Annotated in this window: 21 protein-coding genes; 9 read left to right on the forward strand and 12 right to left on the reverse strand. The window is 63.9% G+C overall.

The genetic code is table 11. The annotated features are described in order from the left end of the window. Positions 1 to 105: 105 nt before the first annotated feature. From ligD to GYA94_RS03920, 5 genes are read left to right on the forward strand one after another with little or no spacing between them, the layout of a single operon-like run. Positions 106 to 2,607 carry a DNA ligase D gene (gene ligD / locus GYA94_RS03900; RefSeq protein ID WP_161891826.1) on the forward strand — a complete coding sequence of 834 codons (2,502 nt, stop codon included), beginning with the start codon at positions 106 to 108 and terminating at the stop codon, positions 2,605 to 2,607. 25 nt (positions 2,608 to 2,632) lie between these two features. Then, a complete protein-coding gene (locus GYA94_RS03905) occupies positions 2,633 to 3,676 on the forward strand; it encodes an acyl-CoA dehydrogenase family protein (RefSeq protein WP_161891827.1) in 1,044 nt (347 codons plus the stop codon). Beyond that, positions 3,673 to 4,428 (forward strand): PIG-L deacetylase family protein, encoded by a 756-nt coding sequence (locus GYA94_RS03910; RefSeq protein WP_110676338.1) that lies wholly within the window; start codon positions 3,673 to 3,675, stop codon positions 4,426 to 4,428. Before GYA94_RS03905 ends, GYA94_RS03910 begins: the two co-directional genes overlap by 4 nt. A gap of 11 nt (positions 4,429 to 4,439) precedes the next feature. Continuing rightward, positions 4,440 to 5,039: a class I SAM-dependent methyltransferase gene (locus GYA94_RS03915; RefSeq protein WP_029886191.1), complete on the forward strand. Its 600-nt coding sequence runs from the start codon at positions 4,440 to 4,442 to the stop codon at positions 5,037 to 5,039. Next, positions 5,036 to 5,695 (forward strand): glycosyltransferase family 2 protein, encoded by a 660-nt coding sequence (locus tag GYA94_RS03920; protein ID WP_161891828.1) that lies wholly within the window; start codon positions 5,036 to 5,038, stop codon positions 5,693 to 5,695. Before GYA94_RS03915 ends, GYA94_RS03920 begins: the two co-directional genes overlap by 4 nt. 22 nt (positions 5,696 to 5,717) lie before the next feature. On the opposite strand, the gene ku is transcribed toward GYA94_RS03920, so the two are convergent. The 9 genes from ku to GYA94_RS03965 all read right to left on the reverse strand — a co-directional run bounded on the left by ku (position 5,718) and on the right by GYA94_RS03965 (position 13,338). After that, positions 5,718 to 6,539, reverse strand: a complete 822-nt coding sequence (ku, locus tag GYA94_RS03925) for a non-homologous end joining protein Ku (RefSeq protein ID WP_009686897.1) — start codon at positions 6,537 to 6,539, stop codon at positions 5,718 to 5,720. A gap of 95 nt (positions 6,540 to 6,634) precedes the next feature. Then, a complete protein-coding gene (locus tag GYA94_RS03930) occupies positions 6,635 to 7,222 on the reverse strand; it encodes a 5'-methylthioadenosine/S-adenosylhomocysteine nucleosidase family protein (protein ID WP_161891829.1) in 588 nt (195 codons plus the stop codon). 80 nt (positions 7,223 to 7,302) lie between these two features. Next, positions 7,303 to 8,256: a methyltransferase gene (locus tag GYA94_RS03935; protein ID WP_110676330.1), complete on the reverse strand. Its 954-nt coding sequence runs from the start codon at positions 8,254 to 8,256 to the stop codon at positions 7,303 to 7,305. Then, positions 8,256 to 9,587 (reverse strand): iron-containing redox enzyme family protein, encoded by a 1,332-nt coding sequence (locus GYA94_RS03940; RefSeq protein ID WP_161891830.1) that lies wholly within the window; start codon positions 9,585 to 9,587, stop codon positions 8,256 to 8,258. The genes GYA94_RS03935 and GYA94_RS03940 overlap by 1 nt, the downstream gene beginning before the upstream one ends. Before the next feature lie 20 nt (positions 9,588 to 9,607). Then, positions 9,608 to 9,808, reverse strand: a complete 201-nt coding sequence (locus GYA94_RS03945; RefSeq protein WP_110676326.1) for a hypothetical protein — start codon at positions 9,806 to 9,808, stop codon at positions 9,608 to 9,610. Between the two features lie 58 nt (positions 9,809 to 9,866). Next, positions 9,867 to 10,043 carry a con-10 family general stress protein gene (locus GYA94_RS03950; protein WP_009686902.1) on the reverse strand — a complete coding sequence of 59 codons (177 nt, stop codon included), beginning with the start codon at positions 10,041 to 10,043 and terminating at the stop codon, positions 9,867 to 9,869. 147 nt (positions 10,044 to 10,190) lie between these two features. Then, positions 10,191 to 11,474, reverse strand: coding sequence for an NTP/NDP exchange transporter (locus GYA94_RS03955; RefSeq protein WP_161891831.1), 1,284 nt, complete (start codon positions 11,472 to 11,474; stop codon positions 10,191 to 10,193). Between the two features lie 4 nt (positions 11,475 to 11,478). Then, positions 11,479 to 12,387 (reverse strand): aldo/keto reductase, encoded by a 909-nt coding sequence (locus tag GYA94_RS03960; protein WP_161891832.1) that lies wholly within the window; start codon positions 12,385 to 12,387, stop codon positions 11,479 to 11,481. Positions 12,388 to 12,471: 84 nt separating this feature from the next. Beyond that, positions 12,472 to 13,338, reverse strand: a complete 867-nt coding sequence (locus tag GYA94_RS03965) for a Dyp-type peroxidase (protein ID WP_047150156.1) — start codon at positions 13,336 to 13,338, stop codon at positions 12,472 to 12,474. Positions 13,339 to 13,521: 183 nt separating this feature from the next. Between GYA94_RS03965 and GYA94_RS03970 the strand changes: the two genes are divergently transcribed. Continuing rightward, on the forward strand, positions 13,522 to 14,415 hold the full coding sequence (locus tag GYA94_RS03970; RefSeq protein ID WP_161891833.1) for a bile acid:sodium symporter family protein: 894 nt from the start codon (positions 13,522 to 13,524) through the stop codon (positions 14,413 to 14,415). Between the two features lie 11 nt (positions 14,416 to 14,426). On the opposite strand, the gene GYA94_RS03975 is transcribed toward GYA94_RS03970, so the two are convergent. Beyond that, positions 14,427 to 14,894, reverse strand: a complete 468-nt coding sequence (locus GYA94_RS03975) for a sterol desaturase family protein (protein ID WP_161891834.1) — start codon at positions 14,892 to 14,894, stop codon at positions 14,427 to 14,429. Between the two features lie 395 nt (positions 14,895 to 15,289). On the opposite strand from GYA94_RS03975, the gene GYA94_RS03980 reads away from it, so the two are divergent. The 3 genes from GYA94_RS03980 (at position 15,290) to GYA94_RS03990 (ending at position 16,877) form a co-directional block, all read left to right on the forward strand. After that, complete coding sequence (locus tag GYA94_RS03980; protein WP_009686909.1) at positions 15,290 to 16,003, forward strand: MgtC/SapB family protein; 714 nt, start codon at positions 15,290 to 15,292, stop codon at positions 16,001 to 16,003. A gap of 107 nt (positions 16,004 to 16,110) precedes the next feature. After that, positions 16,111 to 16,611 (forward strand): DUF4142 domain-containing protein, encoded by a 501-nt coding sequence (locus GYA94_RS03985; protein WP_110676316.1) that lies wholly within the window; start codon positions 16,111 to 16,113, stop codon positions 16,609 to 16,611. A 14-nt stretch (positions 16,612 to 16,625) separates the two neighbouring features. Further along, positions 16,626 to 16,877 (forward strand): hypothetical protein, encoded by a 252-nt coding sequence (locus GYA94_RS03990; protein WP_110676314.1) that lies wholly within the window; start codon positions 16,626 to 16,628, stop codon positions 16,875 to 16,877. A gap of 98 nt (positions 16,878 to 16,975) precedes the next feature. On the opposite strand, the gene GYA94_RS27600 is transcribed toward GYA94_RS03990, so the two are convergent. Together GYA94_RS27600 and GYA94_RS03995 are read right to left on the reverse strand one after the other, a co-directional pair. Next, positions 16,976 to 17,137, reverse strand: coding sequence for a DUF6021 family protein (locus GYA94_RS27600; protein WP_167524213.1), 162 nt, complete (start codon positions 17,135 to 17,137; stop codon positions 16,976 to 16,978). Positions 17,138 to 17,192: 55 nt separating this feature from the next. Beyond that, positions 17,193 to 18,179, reverse strand: coding sequence for a DNA-binding protein (locus GYA94_RS03995; protein ID WP_161891835.1), 987 nt, complete (start codon positions 18,177 to 18,179; stop codon positions 17,193 to 17,195). Positions 18,180 to 18,192: the final 13 nt, after the last annotated feature.

The following is an 18,192-nucleotide window of genomic DNA, read 5'->3' on the forward strand; positions in this document are numbered from 1 at the left end:
CATTCGGTCGACTGCATCCGGTGGCCGAAGATTCAGAGTTTTTTGAACTCCCTGCCTGCCCGGCGCCTCCCACCTCTACAGAGTGCGATTTGCCCGGAGCCGGACATGGCCAAGCCCCTGCAGGAATACGCGCGCAAGCGCGACTTCAACGCAACGCCCGAGCCCAGTGGCAAACGCAGCCGTGGCAAAAAAGCCCATGCGCTGCAGTTCTGCATTCAGAAACACGACGCCAGCCACCTGCATTACGATTTCCGCCTGGAGTTGGGCGGTACGTTGAAGAGCTGGGCGATCCCCAAAGGCCCGTCGCTGGACCCGAAAGTGCGCCGCCTGGCCGTGCACGTCGAGGACCACCCGCTGGACTATGCCGATTTCGAGGGCCACATCCCTGAAGGCCACTACGGGGCTGGCGATGTCATCGTCTGGGATCGCGGTATCTGGGAGCCGGAGGGCGACGCCCATGAGGGCTATGCCAAGGGCAAGCTCAAGTTTCGGTTGCAAGGCGAAAAACTGTCGGGGGTGTGGAACCTGTTCCGCACCCACCTGGCGGGCAAGAAAGAACAATGGATGCTGGTCAAATCCCACGATGCCCAGGGCCGTAGCGAAGCCGAGTACAGCATCGTCGACGCGCAGCCCGACAGTGTGCTCAGTGACCGCACCCTGATCCCCCGCAAGCCGGCAGCCAAGCAAGCCGCCGCCAAGCCGCGGGCTACCCGCAAGCGCCCCGGCAAGGTTCGCCAAGCCGCATTGCCGAACCAGTTGCAGCCACAGCTGGCCACCTTGGTGGACACGCCGCCCCAGGGCGACTGGCGCTATGAAGTCAAGTTCGATGGCTATCGCATCCTGGCTCGTATCGACGGCGACGATGTGCGGCTGTTCACCCGCAACGGCCATGACTGGAGCAGCAAGATGCCCCGCCAAGTCGCAGCATTGCGCGCCCTGGGCATCGATTCGGCCTGGCTGGATGGCGAAATGGTAGTGGCTGACGAAAATGGCGCAGCGGACTTCCAGGCGTTACAGAACGCCTTCGACACCGAGCAGGACGAGCACATCACTTACTACGTATTCGACCTGCCCTTTCTGGGTGGCCAGGACCTGCGTCACGCACCGCTACAGGATCGCCGCGAAACGCTGAAAACCCTCCTCGATCACGACGCGTCAGACGTACTCAAATATTCCGCCGACTTCGACGAACCGGTCGACGCCCTGCTGGCCAGCGCCTGCCGACTGGAACTCGAAGGGCTGATCGGTAAACGTGCGGGCAGCCCCTACAGCGGCCGCCGCAGCGCGGACTGGATCAAGCTCAAATGCAAGCGCCGCCAGGAGTTCGTGCTGGTTGGCTACACCGACCCCAAAGGCAGCCGCAGCGGCTTCGGGGCCCTGCTGCTGGCCCTGCACGACCCGGACAGTGGCGAGTTGCGCTATGCCGGCAAGGTCGGTACCGGCTTCACGGCTGCCACCCTTGCCAGCATCCATGCCCGCCTGCAACCACTGGAAATTGCCAGGCCCGCCGTGGCCCGCCCGCCCAGTGGCGCAGAAGCCCGCGGTGTGCACTGGCTGAACCCGCAGCTGCTGGCTGAAGTGGCGTATGCCCAGATGACCCGGGACGGCATTGTGCGCCATTCGGTCTTCCATGGCCTGCGCGATGACAAGCCCGCCACCGCCATCGACCTGGAACGCCCCATGCCCACCAACACCACGCCCCGCCGCAAACGCGGCAAAGCAGCGCCGCTTTCGGAGGACCTGCACCTTACCCACCCTGACCGGGTGATCGACCCTACCACGGGCGTGACCAAGCGCGATGTGGCCGAGTATTACGCCGCCGTCAGCCAGTGGTTGCTACCCCAGATCCAGCACCGCCCGGTGGCATTGGTGCGCGCACCCGATGGCCTGGCCGGTGAGCTTTTCTTCCAGAAGAACGCCAGCCAGCTGCACCTGCCCAATGTGCTCGAATACGACAAGGCCCAGGCCGGCCAGGCGGCCATGGTCATCAACCGCGCCGATACCCTGCTGGGCGCGGTGCAGATGAACATGCTCGAGCTGCACAGCTGGAACGCCACTGACAAGGACTTCGACAAGCCCGACCGCTTCGTGCTCGACCTCGACCCTGACCCCGCGCTGCCCTGGAAGGCCATGCTGGAAGCCACTCAACTCACCCTCACCCTGCTCGACGAGCTTGGCCTGAAAGTGTTCCTCAAGACCAGCGGCGGCAAGGGCATACACCTGGTGGTGCCGCTGACCCGCCGCGCGGGTTGGGACGAGGTCAAGGCCTTCAGCCATGCCATCGTCGAGTACCTGGCCAAGCTGTTCCCCGACCGCCTCAGCGCGGTATCAGGGCCCAAGAACCGCATCGGGCGCATCTTCATCGACTATCTGCGCAACGCCAGGGGGGCAACAACCGCGTGTGCCTATTCCCTGCGTGCACGGGAAGGCCTGCCGGTGTCGGTACCCATCTGGCGTGAGGAACTGGCCACGCTCAAGGCCGCCAACCAATGGAACATCGCCAACCTGCCCGCGCGCCTGGCAGAGGTCGACGACCCGTGGGCGGACCTGGGCAAGGTCCGCCAGTCCATTACGGCGCGCATGCGCAAACAGCTGGGGCTTGCCTAGTGGCCACGCATCAGGAGACCCGCCCATGAGCATCGTCCAGGACTTCAACCTGACCCGTTTCGACCGCCTACTGCGTACATTTGGTGATCGTCAGCAACCCCTCAACCTCGACACTCAGTTGCCTCAGCTGATGCAGGCGCTGCAGGCCGACCACCTGGACCTGCTGCCGTTGCCAGGCCAGGGCAATACCTTGCGCCGTTGGCAGACGTTGGCCCGCGTGGCGGGTTGCGACCTGGCCCTGGCCAAACTGTACGAAGGCCACACCGATGCCCTGGCGATTCTGGCGGAGTGCGCAGCTGCACACTACGTGGCAGAAGGCATTTGGGGCGTGTGGGCCGCCGAGCCACCTGATGCCCGCGCGGTCATAACCTCCCGCGACGGCGACAGGGTACGTTTGCAAGGCACCAAAGCCTGGTGTTCCGGGGCGTTGCAGATCGACCGGGCATTGCTCACCGCCTGGGATGAGCAGGGTCAGCAGCAGTTGGTCGCCATCGAACTGTCGCAGCCTGACCAGGGGCTGAACATCGAGCATTGGCAAGCCGTGGGCATGGCTACCACGGCCAGCGTCGAGGTCACCTTCGACAACACCCCGGCAACGCTGATCGGCAAACCTGGCCAGTACCTGGCGCGCCCTGGTTTCTGGCACGGCGGCGGCGGTATCGCCGCGTGCTGGTATGGTGCGGCCGAGGCCCTGGCCGATTACCTGCGCGAGTATTGCCGCAAGCCGCGGCCCGACCCGCATGCCGATGCCCACCTCGGGGCGGTGGACGCCGCTTTGTATGGTGCGCGTGCGGCGCTGCGTGAATGCGCCGCCTGGATCGACCGGCAGCCGGGTGCAGATGCCAGTTTTGAAGTGCGGCGCACCCGCGCCCAGGTCGAGCAGGCCGTGGACCAGGTCATCAGCCATGTCGGGCGGGCGCTGGGTGCCACACCGTTCTGCCGCAACAGCCACTTCGCCCGTTTGAGCGCCGATTTACCGGTGTATCTGCGCCAAAGCCACGCGGAGCGTGACCTGGCAGCGCTGGGCCAACAGCTGGCGCAGGTGCCGGCAGGAGCGTGGCAGCTATGAGTGAGAACTTGATCCAGGCCAGCAGCGGCACCCCTTGGGCCGACTGGCAGCAGGCGGCACACCTGGCCCGCGCCACATGGCTCGACCCCGCCCGGCTCTGCCCGCCTGGGCGCCGCCTGGTGATGATTGCGCCCCACCCGGATGATGAAATCCTCATGGCAGGCGGCCTGCTGAGCAGCTTCAAAGGCCGTGAAGCCGACCTGATGCTGATTTCCGCAACCGATGGTGAAGGCAGCCACCCTGGCTCAACCCAGTGGAGCGAGCATCGCCTGCGTCGCCAACGCCCCCAGGAAAGTCGCCTGGCATTGCAGCAGCTTGACCTGGACCCGAACCGCGTGGACTGGCGCCGGCTCAACCTCAAGGACGGCCAATTGCCGCGAGAGGAAGCGTTCCTGGTCAGCCATCTGACTCAATTGTTGCGCCCGGACGACCTGTTGATGGCTACCTGGCGCAATGACGGTCATTGCGACCACGAGGCCGTCGGGCGCGCCGCCGCCCACGCGGCACTGGCGCGGCAAGTGCAACTGGCCGAGGTCCCGGTCTGGGCCTGGCACTGGGCGCAACCCGACGACCCTCGCCTGCCCTGGCCCCGTGCCCACCGCCTGCAGCTGGATGAAGCCCGGTTGGCGCGCAAGCGCAAGGCCCTCGCCGCCCATGCCAGCCAGTTGCAGGCAGACGGTGAGCGGCCGCCGGTGCTACCGGCAAACCTGCTGGATTGCCTGCTGCAACCTTTCGAACTGGTGTTCCTTTGACTGGAGTTGTCATGAGCCTCGATCCACAGTATTTCGCCGACTTGTATGCGACCAATGAAGACCCGTGGGCTTTTCGCACCCGTTGGTACGAGAAGCGCAAGCGCGAGCTGGTCATGGCCAGCCTGCCCCGTCAATGCTACCAGCGGGTATTCGAGCCAGCCTGCGCCAACGGCGAGTTAAGTGCACTGCTGGCCGAACGCAGCGGGGAACTGCTATGCCAGGACCTCGACCCCACCGCCGTGGGGCTGGCCCGCGAACGCTTGGCTCAGGTGCACAATGCGTCTGTGGAACTGGCGCGGCTCCCGGCAGACTGGCCTGGTGGGCGCTTCGACCTGATCGTGCTGAGCGAGGTGGGCTACTACCTGGACCCCACCGACTGGCTGCAAGTCATCGAACAAGCGGTCGCCAGCCTGTCTTACGACGGCGGCCTGCTGGCATGCCACTGGAAGCACCCCATTGTCGGTTGCCCGCAGGATGGGCGTGAAGTGCATCGCATGCTGGCCCGCCACCTGCCCCTCTACAAGCAGTTCCAGCATGATGAAGCGGACTTCGTGCTCGAGTACTGGTCAGCCCAGCCCAGTGTGGTCGACCTTGACGAGACTTGCCCATGATCGCCGTCGTGATTCCGGCCCACAACGAAGCCCGCCGCCTCGGCCGTTGCCTGCGTGCGGTGCTGATTGCCGCCGTGCAGGCACAGCAGGCTGGCCATCGGGTCGAGGTGCTGGTCGTGCTCGACCGCTGCAGCGATGGCAGCGCCGCCGTGGCGCGGCGTTTTGGTGTGCAGGTGCTGGAGGTGGAGGCTGGCAGTGTTGGTATGGCCCGGCGGGTGGGCGCGGCGCACATGGTCGACCGTGGTGCGCGGTGGCTGGCCTGTACCGATGCCGACAGCCGGGTACCGGGGCACTGGTTGTTGTCGCAGCTGGCCTGCAGTGCCGAGGTTGTCTGTGGCACGGTACACGTCGAATACTGGCAGCCGTGGCAGACGGCGGCCCTGCGGCAGCTCTATCAAAGCCGTTACGAGCAGCGCGAGGGGCACCGGCACATTCATGGCGCCAACCTGGGCGTGTGCGCCGACGCCTATTCACGGGTCGGCGGCTTCCAACCCTTGGCGGCCCATGAAGATGTGCAACTGGTCAGCGACCTGCAAGCCAGTGGCGCGCAGATCGTCTGGACGGCCAGGCACAGCGTGGCCACCAGCAGCCGCCGCGACAGCCGCGCCCGGGAAGGCTTTGGCGATTATCTGGCGGGGCTGCAGGCTCTGGTTTGAGCGAAGCGCTGCGGGGCTTCGCTCAGGAGGCCTTGCGCGGCTTCTTCGCCGGCTTCTTGCCGCCGAGGCTGCGTTTCAGCAGCTCGGTAAGGTCGAGGATGTCCGCACCTTTCTCGGCGCTGGCGGCCTTGCCTTTCTCGACTGTAGCGATCTTGCCTTTGCTGGCCTTTTCTTCCACCAGGTCCAGAATGGTCTGGCGGAAGGCGTCATGGTAGTCCTCGGGCTTCCACGGCCCGCTCATGTCTTCGACCAGTCGCTTGGCCATGTCCAGTTCGCGCTTGTCGACCTTGGTATCGGTCACACTGCTGTCCAGCTCCAGGGTCTCAAGGCCGCGCACTTCCTCGGGCCAGCGCAAAGTGATCATCACCAGCGCGTCATCCAGAGGGCGCAGCAGCGCCAGGTGCTGGCGGGTGTGCAGCACCACCGTGGCCAGCGCCACCTTGCCGGTTTTTTCCAGCGTCTCGCGCAGCAATGCATAGACTTTGCCGCCGCGCCGGTCGGGGGTGAGGTAATACGGGGTATCGAAGTGCTGCAGGGGTATTTCGCCAGCTTCGACAAAGGAGAAGATATCGATCGTCTGGGTGGCTTCAGGGCGAGCCTTGCGGATTTCCTCCTCGCTGATCACCACATAGCGGCCCTTTTCATACTCCACGCCTTTGACGATGTTGTCCTTGTCGATTTCCTTGCCGGTGACCTTGTTCACGCGCTTGTAGCCCACAGGCTCCATGCTGCGCTTGTCCAACCAGTCGAAGTCTACCCGTTCGGTGCGCACCGCAGTGTTGAGGGCCACAGGGATATGCACGAGCCCGAAGCTGATAGCGCCTTTCCAGATTGCCCGAGCCATGACACTGCTCCAAAATTGGCTGCCGATACCAACAGTGACTGCACCGGGTGGCGAAGGTTTAATGGCATTGCCCCACGGCCACCAATGGCCGGCAATCAGACCGCGTTGAACAGCACATGCTTGAACGCTTCGGCCGCCAGGTGAACCTGTACGGCCCAATCACCGGCAGCCTCGCTGCCCGCGTCATCGGAGATGTACTTCAGGCACACGAACGGAATATCTTCGCTGCGGGCGATCAAGGCCAGCACGTAGGCTTCCATGTCGACCACATCGTAAGGCGCATCGCCGTGCTGGGTTTCGAAGCTGTCGCCACTGCCGCAGGTTTCCAGCGCCAGGCCGGGTATGGCCGCACCGTGTTCGAGTAGCACCGGGGTATTCGCCAGTGGCGTCTCGTAACGGGCGAAACCCAACGGCGTCACGTCCATGTCGCGCTGCACGAAACGGTTGCAGCACACGACAGCGCCTTTACCGTGGCGCTGGCTGCCAGCAGAACCCAGGTTGACGATCAGCCTGGGGCGGCGCGCAGCGATAGCCTTGGTGAGGGCGATAGCAGCGTTGACCTTGCCGATACCGGTGAACACGGTGTTCATTTCGCGGAACACCTCGCCCGCTTCGGCTTCAAGGGCGAAGACGAACAACGTGTCATCCAGGGAGATATCAGGGAATAGCGTGGTCAGCATCATGGCGCGGGTGGTCCGTGTGGCGGCAGGGGGCGCGCCATTGTCGGGCAACCCCGGCCAATTGCAAGTGCGCCGTAACACTTCTACAGGCGGGTAACCGTCAGGGCTACGGCGGCTATCCGCTCCACGGCTTCATAACCCGGCTCAGCCAGTTGCTCCCCGAACACATCAGGGTCGATTTCCCGATACACCCAAGAGCACGTGGGGCCGGCCAGACGCAGGCGAACAGCCTCGAGCAAGGGATCACGGCCGTCCACGATCGCCACACCGGTATACAACAGCAACGAGCCGCCCGGGGTCAGCCGCTCACAAGCCTGCTCGACAATCCGCAACGACAACGCGGCCCCCAGGGCGCCACCGCCATGCCGGTAGGTCCGCTCGCCCACATCGAGCATGTAGGGCGGGTTGGCAACGATCAGGTCGAAACTGCCGGGCACATCGTCCAGCAGGTCACTGTGCTTCACCGAAATATTGCTGACGCCAGCCAACGCTGCATTCACGGCGGTGTACCGCAGGGCAAGCGGGTTGATATCCACGGCAAAAACCTGCGCATGGCGCGCCGCCCGTGCAACCAGCAAAGCGCCAATGCCAGTTCCGCAGCCAATGTCCACGGCATGCTCAATGCGTTTGTCGCCGTGTCGCAGGTGCTCGTGGATGACCTGGGCGAAGCGGTAGCTGTCCGGGCCGAAGAACACTGCGTCTGCAGTGTCGGTCGGGTAGGCAGAATGGACCAGTAACAGGTCGCCCAGGGTAGACCAGCGCACCGCGCTGCGAAACGACGGCTGAGGTGCCGCAGTCAAGCCCTCCGCGCGCTGCAGCAGGGCCATTAGATCCGCGGTTACCAGCCCGGGGCTGAACGCCTGGCTCCAGCCGAACACATCGCGCAGGGTGCGTGCCTGCTCGCCGGCGCAGCGGGCCATGACGCGAGCGTGTGTGGCCGGTGTCACGCAGGTGAAACGGTAGCCAGCGGCACGCAGGCGCTGGCCCAATTCAACCAGCGCATCGTCACTGGCAAGTATTTGCGGGGCGGGCTCCATCAGCGCGCTTGCTCCTGGATCATCCCCGTGGCCTGCAGATAGGCGCGGGTCGCCTGCAGCCCGTCAGGCGTCGCGTGACGATTACCAGCCATGCGTTCGATCAGCGCTTCGATATCGTGCGCGTCGACATTCACAGCGTCACCTTCCGGGGATGCCGGCAACTGCCAGCTTCCGGGGAGCACGCGACGAACGCGCGACTGCCAACCTGCTGCAATCCAGTCGTGCCACAACTGCTTTTCATAGGCGGTGAACACACCGTACATCGGTGCTGATGGCCCATCCACGAGTCCCCACCAGCGGCTTTGCGCGGGTTCTTCACCGCGGCGAATCCAGCCCTGCGCCTGCAGCGCCTGCAGAAAGTGCGGCATGGCGCCAGGTTCTGCCAGCCATTGGTTGATGGTGCGCCCCTGCAGCCGGCACCGGTCTGAATGCATGAACTGGCCAAACGGACGCTTCTGTTCCAAGGCCTGCACCAATTCCGCTTCCAGGTCGAAAAGGCTGACCAGGGTGGGTGTATCCACGCCAAGGTCATTCAGGCGGTAGCCGTGCCGTACTCGCTGGTAGAACCCGGAGGGGTCACTGCGCGGGCTGAGTTGGCGCAAGGCCTGGATTGACAGGTGGGCGTGACCGCTGGCGGCGTTGTCGATCGTGACATGCAATTGGAAATACTGGCCGTCGATGCCCAATTCGGCGAGTTCATAGGTGGTAATCAGCAAATGCAGCGGTGGTTGTTCGTAGCCGAGGTTATAACCGATCAGCTCAGGGAGGAAGTCCTCACCGTAGCGGCCCAGTGCCAGCTGCAGTGCCCCCTGCAAATAGCGTTCGTCTTCAAGGTGCAACGGTTCCAGGCAACCCAGGCGGCTCATCAGCCGCTGATAGATCGCCACATGGTTGCAGCGCACATCACCGCTGCCCAATTCTTCCAGGTAGGTCCGGATCAACCCGTGGTAGCGCGGGTCTGCCCAATGCCGCAACGTACTGTGCAACCACGCACCATCCACCGCCTTGGTCGGTGCCACCTGTTGCAGGAACCATAGCGCTTGCGCGCGCGTGGCAAAATAGCGGCGTGGCCCACCTTGCTGGCGTTGTGCCAAGTAGGCGGCAAAACCTTGAGCTACTTGCCCGGCGTGGCGCGCGCCCCAGGCTTCAAGCTCCACGGGGTCGGCTGGCAGGTCATCCGGCAAGTGCCGGGCACGCTCCAGTTGCTCCTTCAACCATTGCGCGCCAGCGTTATCAGTGCCTGCCAGCAAGGCTTCGTAACGCTGTTGCAGGCTGGTTGTGGCCAGTGAGGCCGGAACTGTCGCGGCGGTCTTGCGTGTCATGACCGTCATGCCGTTTTCCTCATGCGCGTTTATTGGCTGGGTTTCTGACCAGGCATCGGTTCAGGATCTGGCGCAGGTTGGGGGGCGGGCTTGTCACTGGGTTGTTGCATTTGCAGGGACGGCTTGGTGGTGTCGGCGTCGTCTTTGCCGGGGTGGCCATTGTCTCGGTCGAAACAGCCGCCAACCAGCAACAGGGCGCCCGACAGGGCCGCCACAGGTAACCATTGCATAACGACCTCCAGGGCTACTCGATGGCAGTGCCGGTTCCCCGGCACTGCAGGGCCTCATTTACGAGCGGCCGCCTTTGCGGCCCGATTCACTGGTTTGGCCGCCGCTGGAATGCTGCCCGCCCTTGCGGCCTGCCTCGGAGGCTTTTTCGCGGTCATTGGCGAAGTTGCCCGAGTTCTTGTTACCGCCCTGGCTGCCTTGTTGGTTGCCGGTACGGCTATTGTCTTTAGTGGCCATGGTCTGAAACCTCATATGATTTCGGGATGCACGGCTTCAGCGCCGTACATGAATTCGGAGTACGGGCTCGGGTCGGGATTCGTTTCAATTGGCAGGCTTCGGACCGGTGGCATTAAATAAGCGGCCAGTCCTTATTTGGCGCGCCTTTCAGTCGCGCGGCGGGTTATCCATACGGGCCTGACGGCGGCCAAGCCAAGCGCCGGTGGCCGCCCAGGCCACGGCCATTACCGCCCCAATCAGCATGGCCAGTTGCGGGTGTTCGCCCATCACGTCCAGGGCACGCTTGAGCCAGCCGCTGAGGGCGTCGCCACCCCGGTACACCACGGTATCGATGAAGTTCTTGGCCTTGTACTTGTCCTCGGCCCGCAACACGGTGAACAGCATCTCGCGCCCCGGTCGTACCAGCGCATACTCCCCTGCACGGCGCACCACCATGACCATTACGAACACCGCGAACACCGGGGCCAGCGCCAGCCACAAGAAGCCCACTGCCATCACCAGCGGCACGGCCATCAGCAATATGCCTACCCCCAGGCGACGTGCCAGCCGCCCGGTGAGGAAGACTTGCGTGAGGATGGCCAAGGCTTGCACAACGCTGTCGATCAAGCCGAACACCTGGGTTTGCCGGGTGGGGTCGGTGAAAGTCTGGCTGACGATGCGTGCCTGCTCGAAGTACAGGAAGGTACTGACACTTGCCAGGAACACCACGAACAGCGCAATGCCCAACAGATAAGGCGAGCGCAGTACCGCAGTGGCACCGGCCAGCGGGTTGCCGCCCAGCGGCCTTGCGGCGCTGCGCTCGGCATGCGCTGGCAACGGTTGCCGCTGTCGCCAGCGCTGCAGAAACAGGCTTGCCCCGACGCTGCCGAGCAGGAATCCCGCCGCCAGCAGCAGCAACCCGGCGTGGCCCAGCGGTGCCACCAGTAGCGTGCCCAGAATCGGCCCACTGAGGCCACCCAGGCTGGCCCCGGCGGCCAACAGGCCGAACAGGCGCTTGCCTTGGGCCGTAGAAAACAGGTCGGCGAGTACACTCCAGGCCAGCGAGATGGTCAGCAGGTTGAACACCGAAAGCCAGATGTAGAACGCCCTCGCCGTCCACAGGTTGTCTGGCGAGCGGGTAAACAACACAGCGAACAGCAGCAGGTTGCTGACAAAAAAACCATAGGTCCAAGGCAGGATGAACCGGCGTTGCACGCCACTGGCCAGCCAGCCGAACACCGGCAGGCATGCCAGGCTGGCGATGAAGGTTCCGGTGAACAACCACTGCAGGTTGTCAACGCCCCCGGCAACACCCATGGTTTCGCGCACAGGGCGCAGCATGAAGTAACCGGTGAACAGGCAATAGAACAGCAGCAGGCCGGCGGTAACCGCCGGGCCTTCGCCGGGCTGTATGTTCAGCCCTTGATCCAGGCGCCGCCGCCAGGCCCTCATGCGCTCAGGTGAATTGCCTGATCAGCGCCTGTTGCTGCGCCTGGGTAAGCATTGGGCCCTGGCCAGCCTTGAGCTGGTCGAGCTGGCGATCTGGCCGACCGGTGGCGGGAATTACCGTCGTCACCGCCGGGTGGCTGATGGCGAACTTGAGAAACAGCTGCGCCCAGCTGCCGACGCCCGCTTCAGCGGCCCAGCCGGGCAACGGCTGGTCTTTGACGCGGGTGAACAGGCGCCCATCGTCGAACGCGCGGTTGACCAGCACCGCTACACCCCGCTCCTGGCACAACGGCAGCAATTCACGGGCGGCCTGGGGGGCACTGACCGAGTAGTTGATCTGGATGAAATCCAGCGCCTCGCTGCGCACCAGCTCGGCGACCTCGGCGTGGCCACTGTTCAGGTAATGGGTGATCCCGACATAGCGGGTTTTGCCCTGCTGCTTGAGTTCGCGCGCGTAGGGCAGTTGGGTTCGCCAGTCACGCAGGTTGTGCACCTGCAACAGGTCGACCTTGTCGGTGCGCAGCCGCTTCAGGCTCTCAGCCCATTGCGCTTGGGCTTCTGCGCGGCTGTCGGCGGCAATCTTGGTGGCAATGAAGCAGCGTGAATGCCACCCCCCCTCCTCCAGCAATTGGCCAAGAATGCTGTCGGCGCCACCGTAATTGGGCGAGGTGTCGATCACCCGCCCGCCACCGTCGAAAAAGGCCTTGAGCACTGCCCGCAGTTGCTGGTAGGCAGCCGAACCGGCTTCAACCTCGAAACTGCCGGAAGTCCCGGCGCCAATGACCGGCAGCGCTTCACCGCTGGACGGTACGGCGCGGGTCAACATGCCTGCCGGCGTGGCCGCGTGCAACCAAGGGGCGCTGGCCAATAGGCCTAACGTAGCACCCACGCGTAGGACATCACGACGTGCATACATGGAAAAGCTCCCGTCATGCCAGGGAAACTTCCAAGGCTAGTCGCTCTACTCGGCGCGCGTGGGCGTTTCTGTGTCCGGATGTTTTTACCTGGCCTGCAGCAGCGGGCTCAGGTCGACACCGGTGGCGCTGATTGGCGGGCACCAGTAGTAGCCGCCGCTCAGGGGCCGGCTGAAGCGGTACAGGCCGTCGATGATGCCGTCCTCCAGGCCACTCATGCGCCGCAGTTGCACTTCGAAGGCATCGAAGCTGCGGCCCAGGGCAACGAAAGCCAGGCCGGCACCGCGCTGATCGGCCCAGGATACCGAGCGGCGAACCATGAAGGCCTCGGGCTCGAAGCTTTCCTGGGCAGTACGCTTGACGTGTGCCGACTCGGGCGCGTCGTCGAGTTCTTCGTTGTCACTGAGGCGGCGGCCCATGATGTTGTCCTGGTCGGCCTGGGGCAGCGACTTGAAGTACGCCAGGTCGTGCTTCCACAGCTGAAACGCAGCAAAGCTGGAACCATCGGCAGCGATCGCTGCCTGCACCGCATCCTCGTCCACCGGGTTTTCCGTGCCGTCTTCGTAGCCGGTCAGGTCCAGCCCACCCCGGTGCAGGAAACCGTCAACGCTGTCGGCCAGGCGCAGGGCCGGCGCCAACGCCTGCTCCAGTGCCTGGGCCCGCAGCAGCAGGTCGCCCCGCTCATTGCCACGCAGCCACAGCCACAACGCATGCTGGGTGCTGGGGTTCTCTACCGCCGCATCCAGCAGCGGGAAAGGACGCAGGCCAGGTACTTCACGCCCCAGGGCTTTGGCCATGGGCGCGCCTACGCCGAGGATCACCTGCACGCCATCGACCTGCGGTAGCAAGGCATCGAGGGCGGCAGGCAACGCCTCGGGCGATTGCAGGGTGAAGAACAGGTGGCGGGCGTGGGCCGGCACCGGGGTGGCAAGCAGACCTTGCTGGAACGGCATGACAGGCTAATCCTTGGAAAAGGCGGCATGCTACTGCGCCTGCGGGCCTGCTGCAACGCGCCATGCAGGGCTGATAAGGGCTGTCCTTGGTAACAAATGGTTACCAAGAGCTGGCTTTTTGCAATTATCTATCCATCCCGGCCCACCTAGACTGCATCGGATCCTTCACCCGAGAGACTGCCGATGACCGCCTCGCCTCTGCTCACCGCCGTTCTGCCCCTGGCCTTGGGCATCATCATGCTGGGCCTTGGCCTGTCGTTGACCTTGGCCGACTTCGCACGGGTGGTGAAATACCCGAAGCCCGTGGTGGTGGGCCTGGCCTGCCAGATTCTGCTGTTACCGCTGGTGTGCTTCCTGATCGCCAACGGCTTTGGCCTGGAGTCGGCGCTGGCGGTGGGGTTGATGTTGCTGGCCGCTTCGCCGGGCGGCACTACGGCGAACCTGTTCAGCCACCTGGCACATGGCGATGTGGCGTTGAATATCACCCTCACAGCGGTCAACTCATTGATCGCGATTCTCACCATGCCGCTGCTGGTCAACCTGTCGTTGAGCTGGTTCATGGCGTCGGACCAGGCCATACCGCTGCAGTTTGCCAAGGTCATGCAGGTGTTCGCTATCGTCCTGCTGCCGGTGGCGCTTGGCATGCTGATTCGCCGCTTTGCTCCAAGGTTTGCCGCGCGCATGCAAAAGCCGATGAAGCTGGTGGCGGCATTGTTTCTGGCATTCACCATTGTCCTGGCGCTGGCCAAGGACTGGCAGACGGTGGTCGAGTACGCACCGGTCGTGGGCCTGGCGGCGCTGCTGTTCAACATCTTGAGCCTGGCGGTGGGCTACTGGGTGCCGCGCCTGCTCAACATCCCCAAGCGCCAGGCCATCGCCATCGGCATGGAAATCGGCATACATAACGGCACGTTGGCGATTGCCCTGGCCCTGAGCCCGTCGCTGCTGAACAACCCGACCATGGCAGTGCCGGCAGCGCTGTACAGCCTGATCATGTTCTTCACCGCCGCCGGTTTCGGCTGGTGGGTCAGCCGAGGGCACGCCGTGGCGCAGCCTGAAAGCGGCACCGCCAGGTAACGCCCAGGCAGTCAGCGCCGGTTGCGCTTGCCCCGCAGTTGCTGTTTCAACACCTTCAACGGCGGCGCGTAGAAAAAACCGAACGACACACCCCCGGTGCGCCCCTTCACTGCATGGTGCAGCCGGTGCGCCCGGTGCAGGCGTTTGAGGTAGCGGTTTACCGGCCGTGGCCGGCGCGGCCAGTGCCGATGAAAGAAGCCATCATGGGCCAGTACATACAGTACGCCATAGCCCGCCACGCCACCGCCCACCCACTGCAGCGGCGCATGGCCGCCCTTGCCCAGGGCGATCAGGGCGGCGGCTATCAGCGCCAGCGCCAGCAGGTAGAGGTCATTGGTTTCGAGCATGCCCAGCTGTGGCTCATGGTGCGAGCGGTGCAAGCACCAGCCCCAGCCATGCATGATGTACTTGTGGGCCAGCGTGCCTACGCCCTCCATGGCCACCAGGGTGCTGAACAGCACGGTCAGATTGAGCAGCATGGAACGGTCCGGGTGATCGCATAGGGTGGCGCAAGGTTACCGGCTGATGGCTTTTTTTTCCATGTGGCAGGCCCGGCTGCTGGGCATTTGCCGATTAAGGCATTGTCTTCTTTCCCCACTTGACCGGTATTGCCACGGGGCGTATGGTCCGCGTCGCAATTTAGCCATCCCAACAGGAGACCCGCTTTGGACAGTAGCCCCAGTCGCTTGCGACAGGCCCACGTGGCGCGCTAGCTCGGCAGTGTCCTGCACTGTCTGGCCAGCCTGGCATGACGGTGGTTTCTTGTAACCCCGCTTCACCTCCCTCCCCCCGTGGTCCTGCGCATCTTTCTGGTTTTTCAACCGCGCCCAGTGAAGGCGCTCATGCGGGCGTGTGCCCGTGGAAGAGGTGAGCTATGGATTGGAATGTTTTTCTGCTGCGCGTCAGTGTCGCGCTGCTGCTAGGGGCGCTGATCGGCGCCGAACGCCAGTTGCGCCAGCGCCTGACCGGGCTGCGCACCAATGCACTGGTCAGTACCGGGGCCTGCCTGTTCGTGCTGATGACCCAGGCAGTGCCCGGCATGGCCGCTGCCGATGCCTCACGCGTTGCCGCTTATGTGGTCTCGGGCATTGGTTTTCTCGGCGGCGGGGTGATCATGCGCGACGGCTTCAATGTGCGCGGCCTGAATACCGCCGCCACCCTGTGGTGCACGGCAGCGGTCGGTGTCCTGTGCAGCCTGGGGCTCTTGCTGGAGGCCGCGCTCGGCAGCCTAGTGGTGCTGTGCGCGAACATTCTGCTGCGCGACATCGCCCAACGCCTTGACCGCCAGGGCGTGGTGCCCGCCAGCGAGCACGAACAGCATTTCGAAGTGCGCATCGTCTGCCGCGCCGAGGACGAGATCCAGGTGCGCAGCCTGATGCTGCACAGCCTGGCCGAACCGCAGCTACGCCTGCAGTCGCTGCAAAGTGCCGACCTGGACAACCCGGCCAGGCTTGAGGTGCGTGCAGAGCTGTTGGGCACCGCCCAGGCACCGGCGCAGTTGGAGCGCCTGGTCAGCCGGGTCAGCCTGGAAAAGGGCGTGAGTTCGGTGCGTTGGCAACTCCAGCAACAGGTGCTGGCCGTGGATTGAGCGCCACCGGGTTCGCTGCCGGTGATGAAAAAGATTAAACCTTTGCCCTGCCCCGCCCCTCAACCGTACGCGACACTGAGGTCGCGCCAAGGTTTAAGGAGTGAAGCATGAGCAGTATTTTCATCAAGCGTGTCGGGTTATCGATGGTGCTGGGTCTGGTATCGGCCCACACGCTGGCAGCCAGCTCCAATGATTTCGTCGATGCAGCGGTCGAATCCGGCATCGCCGAAGTGGTTACCGGCAACCTGGCCCAGGAAAAAAGCCAGAACGCAGAGATCAAGACCTTCGCCCAGCAAATGGTCACCGACCATACCCAGGCCAATCAGAAGCTCGGCGACATCGCCCGTAAACTGGATATTTCGGTACCCGACGACGCGGCGATGACCGACAAGGTCAAGAAGATGATCCTGGAATGGCGTGACGAGTCGTTCGACAAGTCTTACCTCAACAACCAGGTCGATGCGCACGAGAAAGCGGTCGAGCTGTTCAAGAAAGAAGCTGCGTCCTCCGATAAGGCTGAGCTGAAGGCCTTCGCCAGCGAAACCCTGCCCAAGCTGGAACAGCACCTGGAGCACGCCAAGGCACTACAGGCCAAACACGCCAAGTGAACGTGAGGTTCGACATGAGTAACGATGCACTGAAAAGCGAAGTACTCACCCGTCTGCTGCATGCTCACCCACAGGGGCTGGGCAAGGAAGTGCTGGACAACTATCGTGGCGAGAAGGCCGTTGCAGGCATGCTCAAGACCCTGCAGGACGACGGCCTGATTCATGATGGCAGCGTGGTGGTCAGCAGTGACCACCAAATCAGCCTCCAGTACCCCATCAAGCTGTCGGCGGCCGGTGTGGACGCCGCCAGGCGGGCCGAGGGCTAAGCGCTGGCAAACCGGGGATTTGCGCCGACTGGTCTCACAGGCCGGGCAAATCCCTCGGTAAACCCGCCAGCCCATTTCGCTCAGCTGGCGGGCATTCCCTATTTCTTCTCCACATCCCTGGGTGGTTTGGCGGGGCCCTGCGGGTCAACCTGCGGATCGTCGAGGTCCGGCGAATCCGGGTCGAAACCCAGGTCACTCTGCTTGTCCGCCTGCTCCGACGAGTGGGGCCCCTGTTTGTGCGGTGGTTGTTTATCAGGCATAGCGCTATCTCCTTGAGGTGTTTAGGGAAGAAAGCGCTGCCACGAAAAAGTTTGATCAACCTGCTGCTTCGGCCACCCGCGCCCGACACTGCGCCAACGCCTCGTCACGCTCGCGCAGTTGTTCCTCGAAGTGTTTCAACTGCCGTGCTTGCTCGGCACACAGCTCGCGCCGCTGTTCCAGGCTCTGTGCCTGGGTCTCCAATTGCCGGCGCATTTCCTCACTGGCGCCCTGCGCCTGCGCCAGGATCGTGCGCAAACCCTGGATCTGCGCATCACGTAGCTCCAGCAATTCCCCCTGCGCCCGGCATTCGCTGGCCACTTGGCGGTGCTCACCGAGCAAGCGCTCGTTATCGCGGTGCAGGCGGGTCAGTTCGTCCTGCTTGACGATCATGCCCTGCTGCAATTGGCGCACTTCCACCTGCAACTGCTGCAATTGCGCCTCGTGCCGGCGTTGTTCCTGCTCGCGCTGCTCACGGCTGGCGCTGCGGTAATGCTCGAGGGCGTCGCGGGCATGGCGGTGCTTGTCTTCCAGTGACTGGATCTGCTCGTCCTTGTCTGCCAGGCGCAGCTGCAGTTCGCCCAGCGACTGGTTGAGGCTCGCACTGCGTAGCTGTTCGGCCTGCAACGTACTTTGCGTGGACAGCAGCCGCTCGGATTCGGCAGCCAGTGCCGCGGCATCGATCTGGTGCTGCTGATGCGCTGCGGCCAGGGCTTGCTGCGCGCTTTCGAGCTGCGCCTGCAGCTGTTCACGCTGCTGGGTAAACGTGCTTTCGGCCTGCTCGATGGTCAGATCGGCCTCGTCCTGCAACTGGGTCGCCAATTGCCCAACCATGCGGGCCAGCACCTCACTCAATGCAACGCCACCTTCCGCGGCAACCGGCTGCTGGCCGTTCAGCTCCTTGAGGTAGCGGTGAATGGTGGTCTTCGAGCCGGTATTGCCCAGTTCGATACGAATGGCATCGATGCTGGGGTTTTCGCCCCGGGCTATCAGCGCCTGGCGTGCCTGCTGCACCACCACCTTGTTTATGCCGCCCCGGGCCATGAGTGCTCCTACA

It is taken from the genome of Pseudomonas juntendi, assembly GCF_009932375.1.
Classification (GTDB): domain Bacteria; phylum Pseudomonadota; class Gammaproteobacteria; order Pseudomonadales; family Pseudomonadaceae; genus Aquipseudomonas; species Aquipseudomonas juntendi.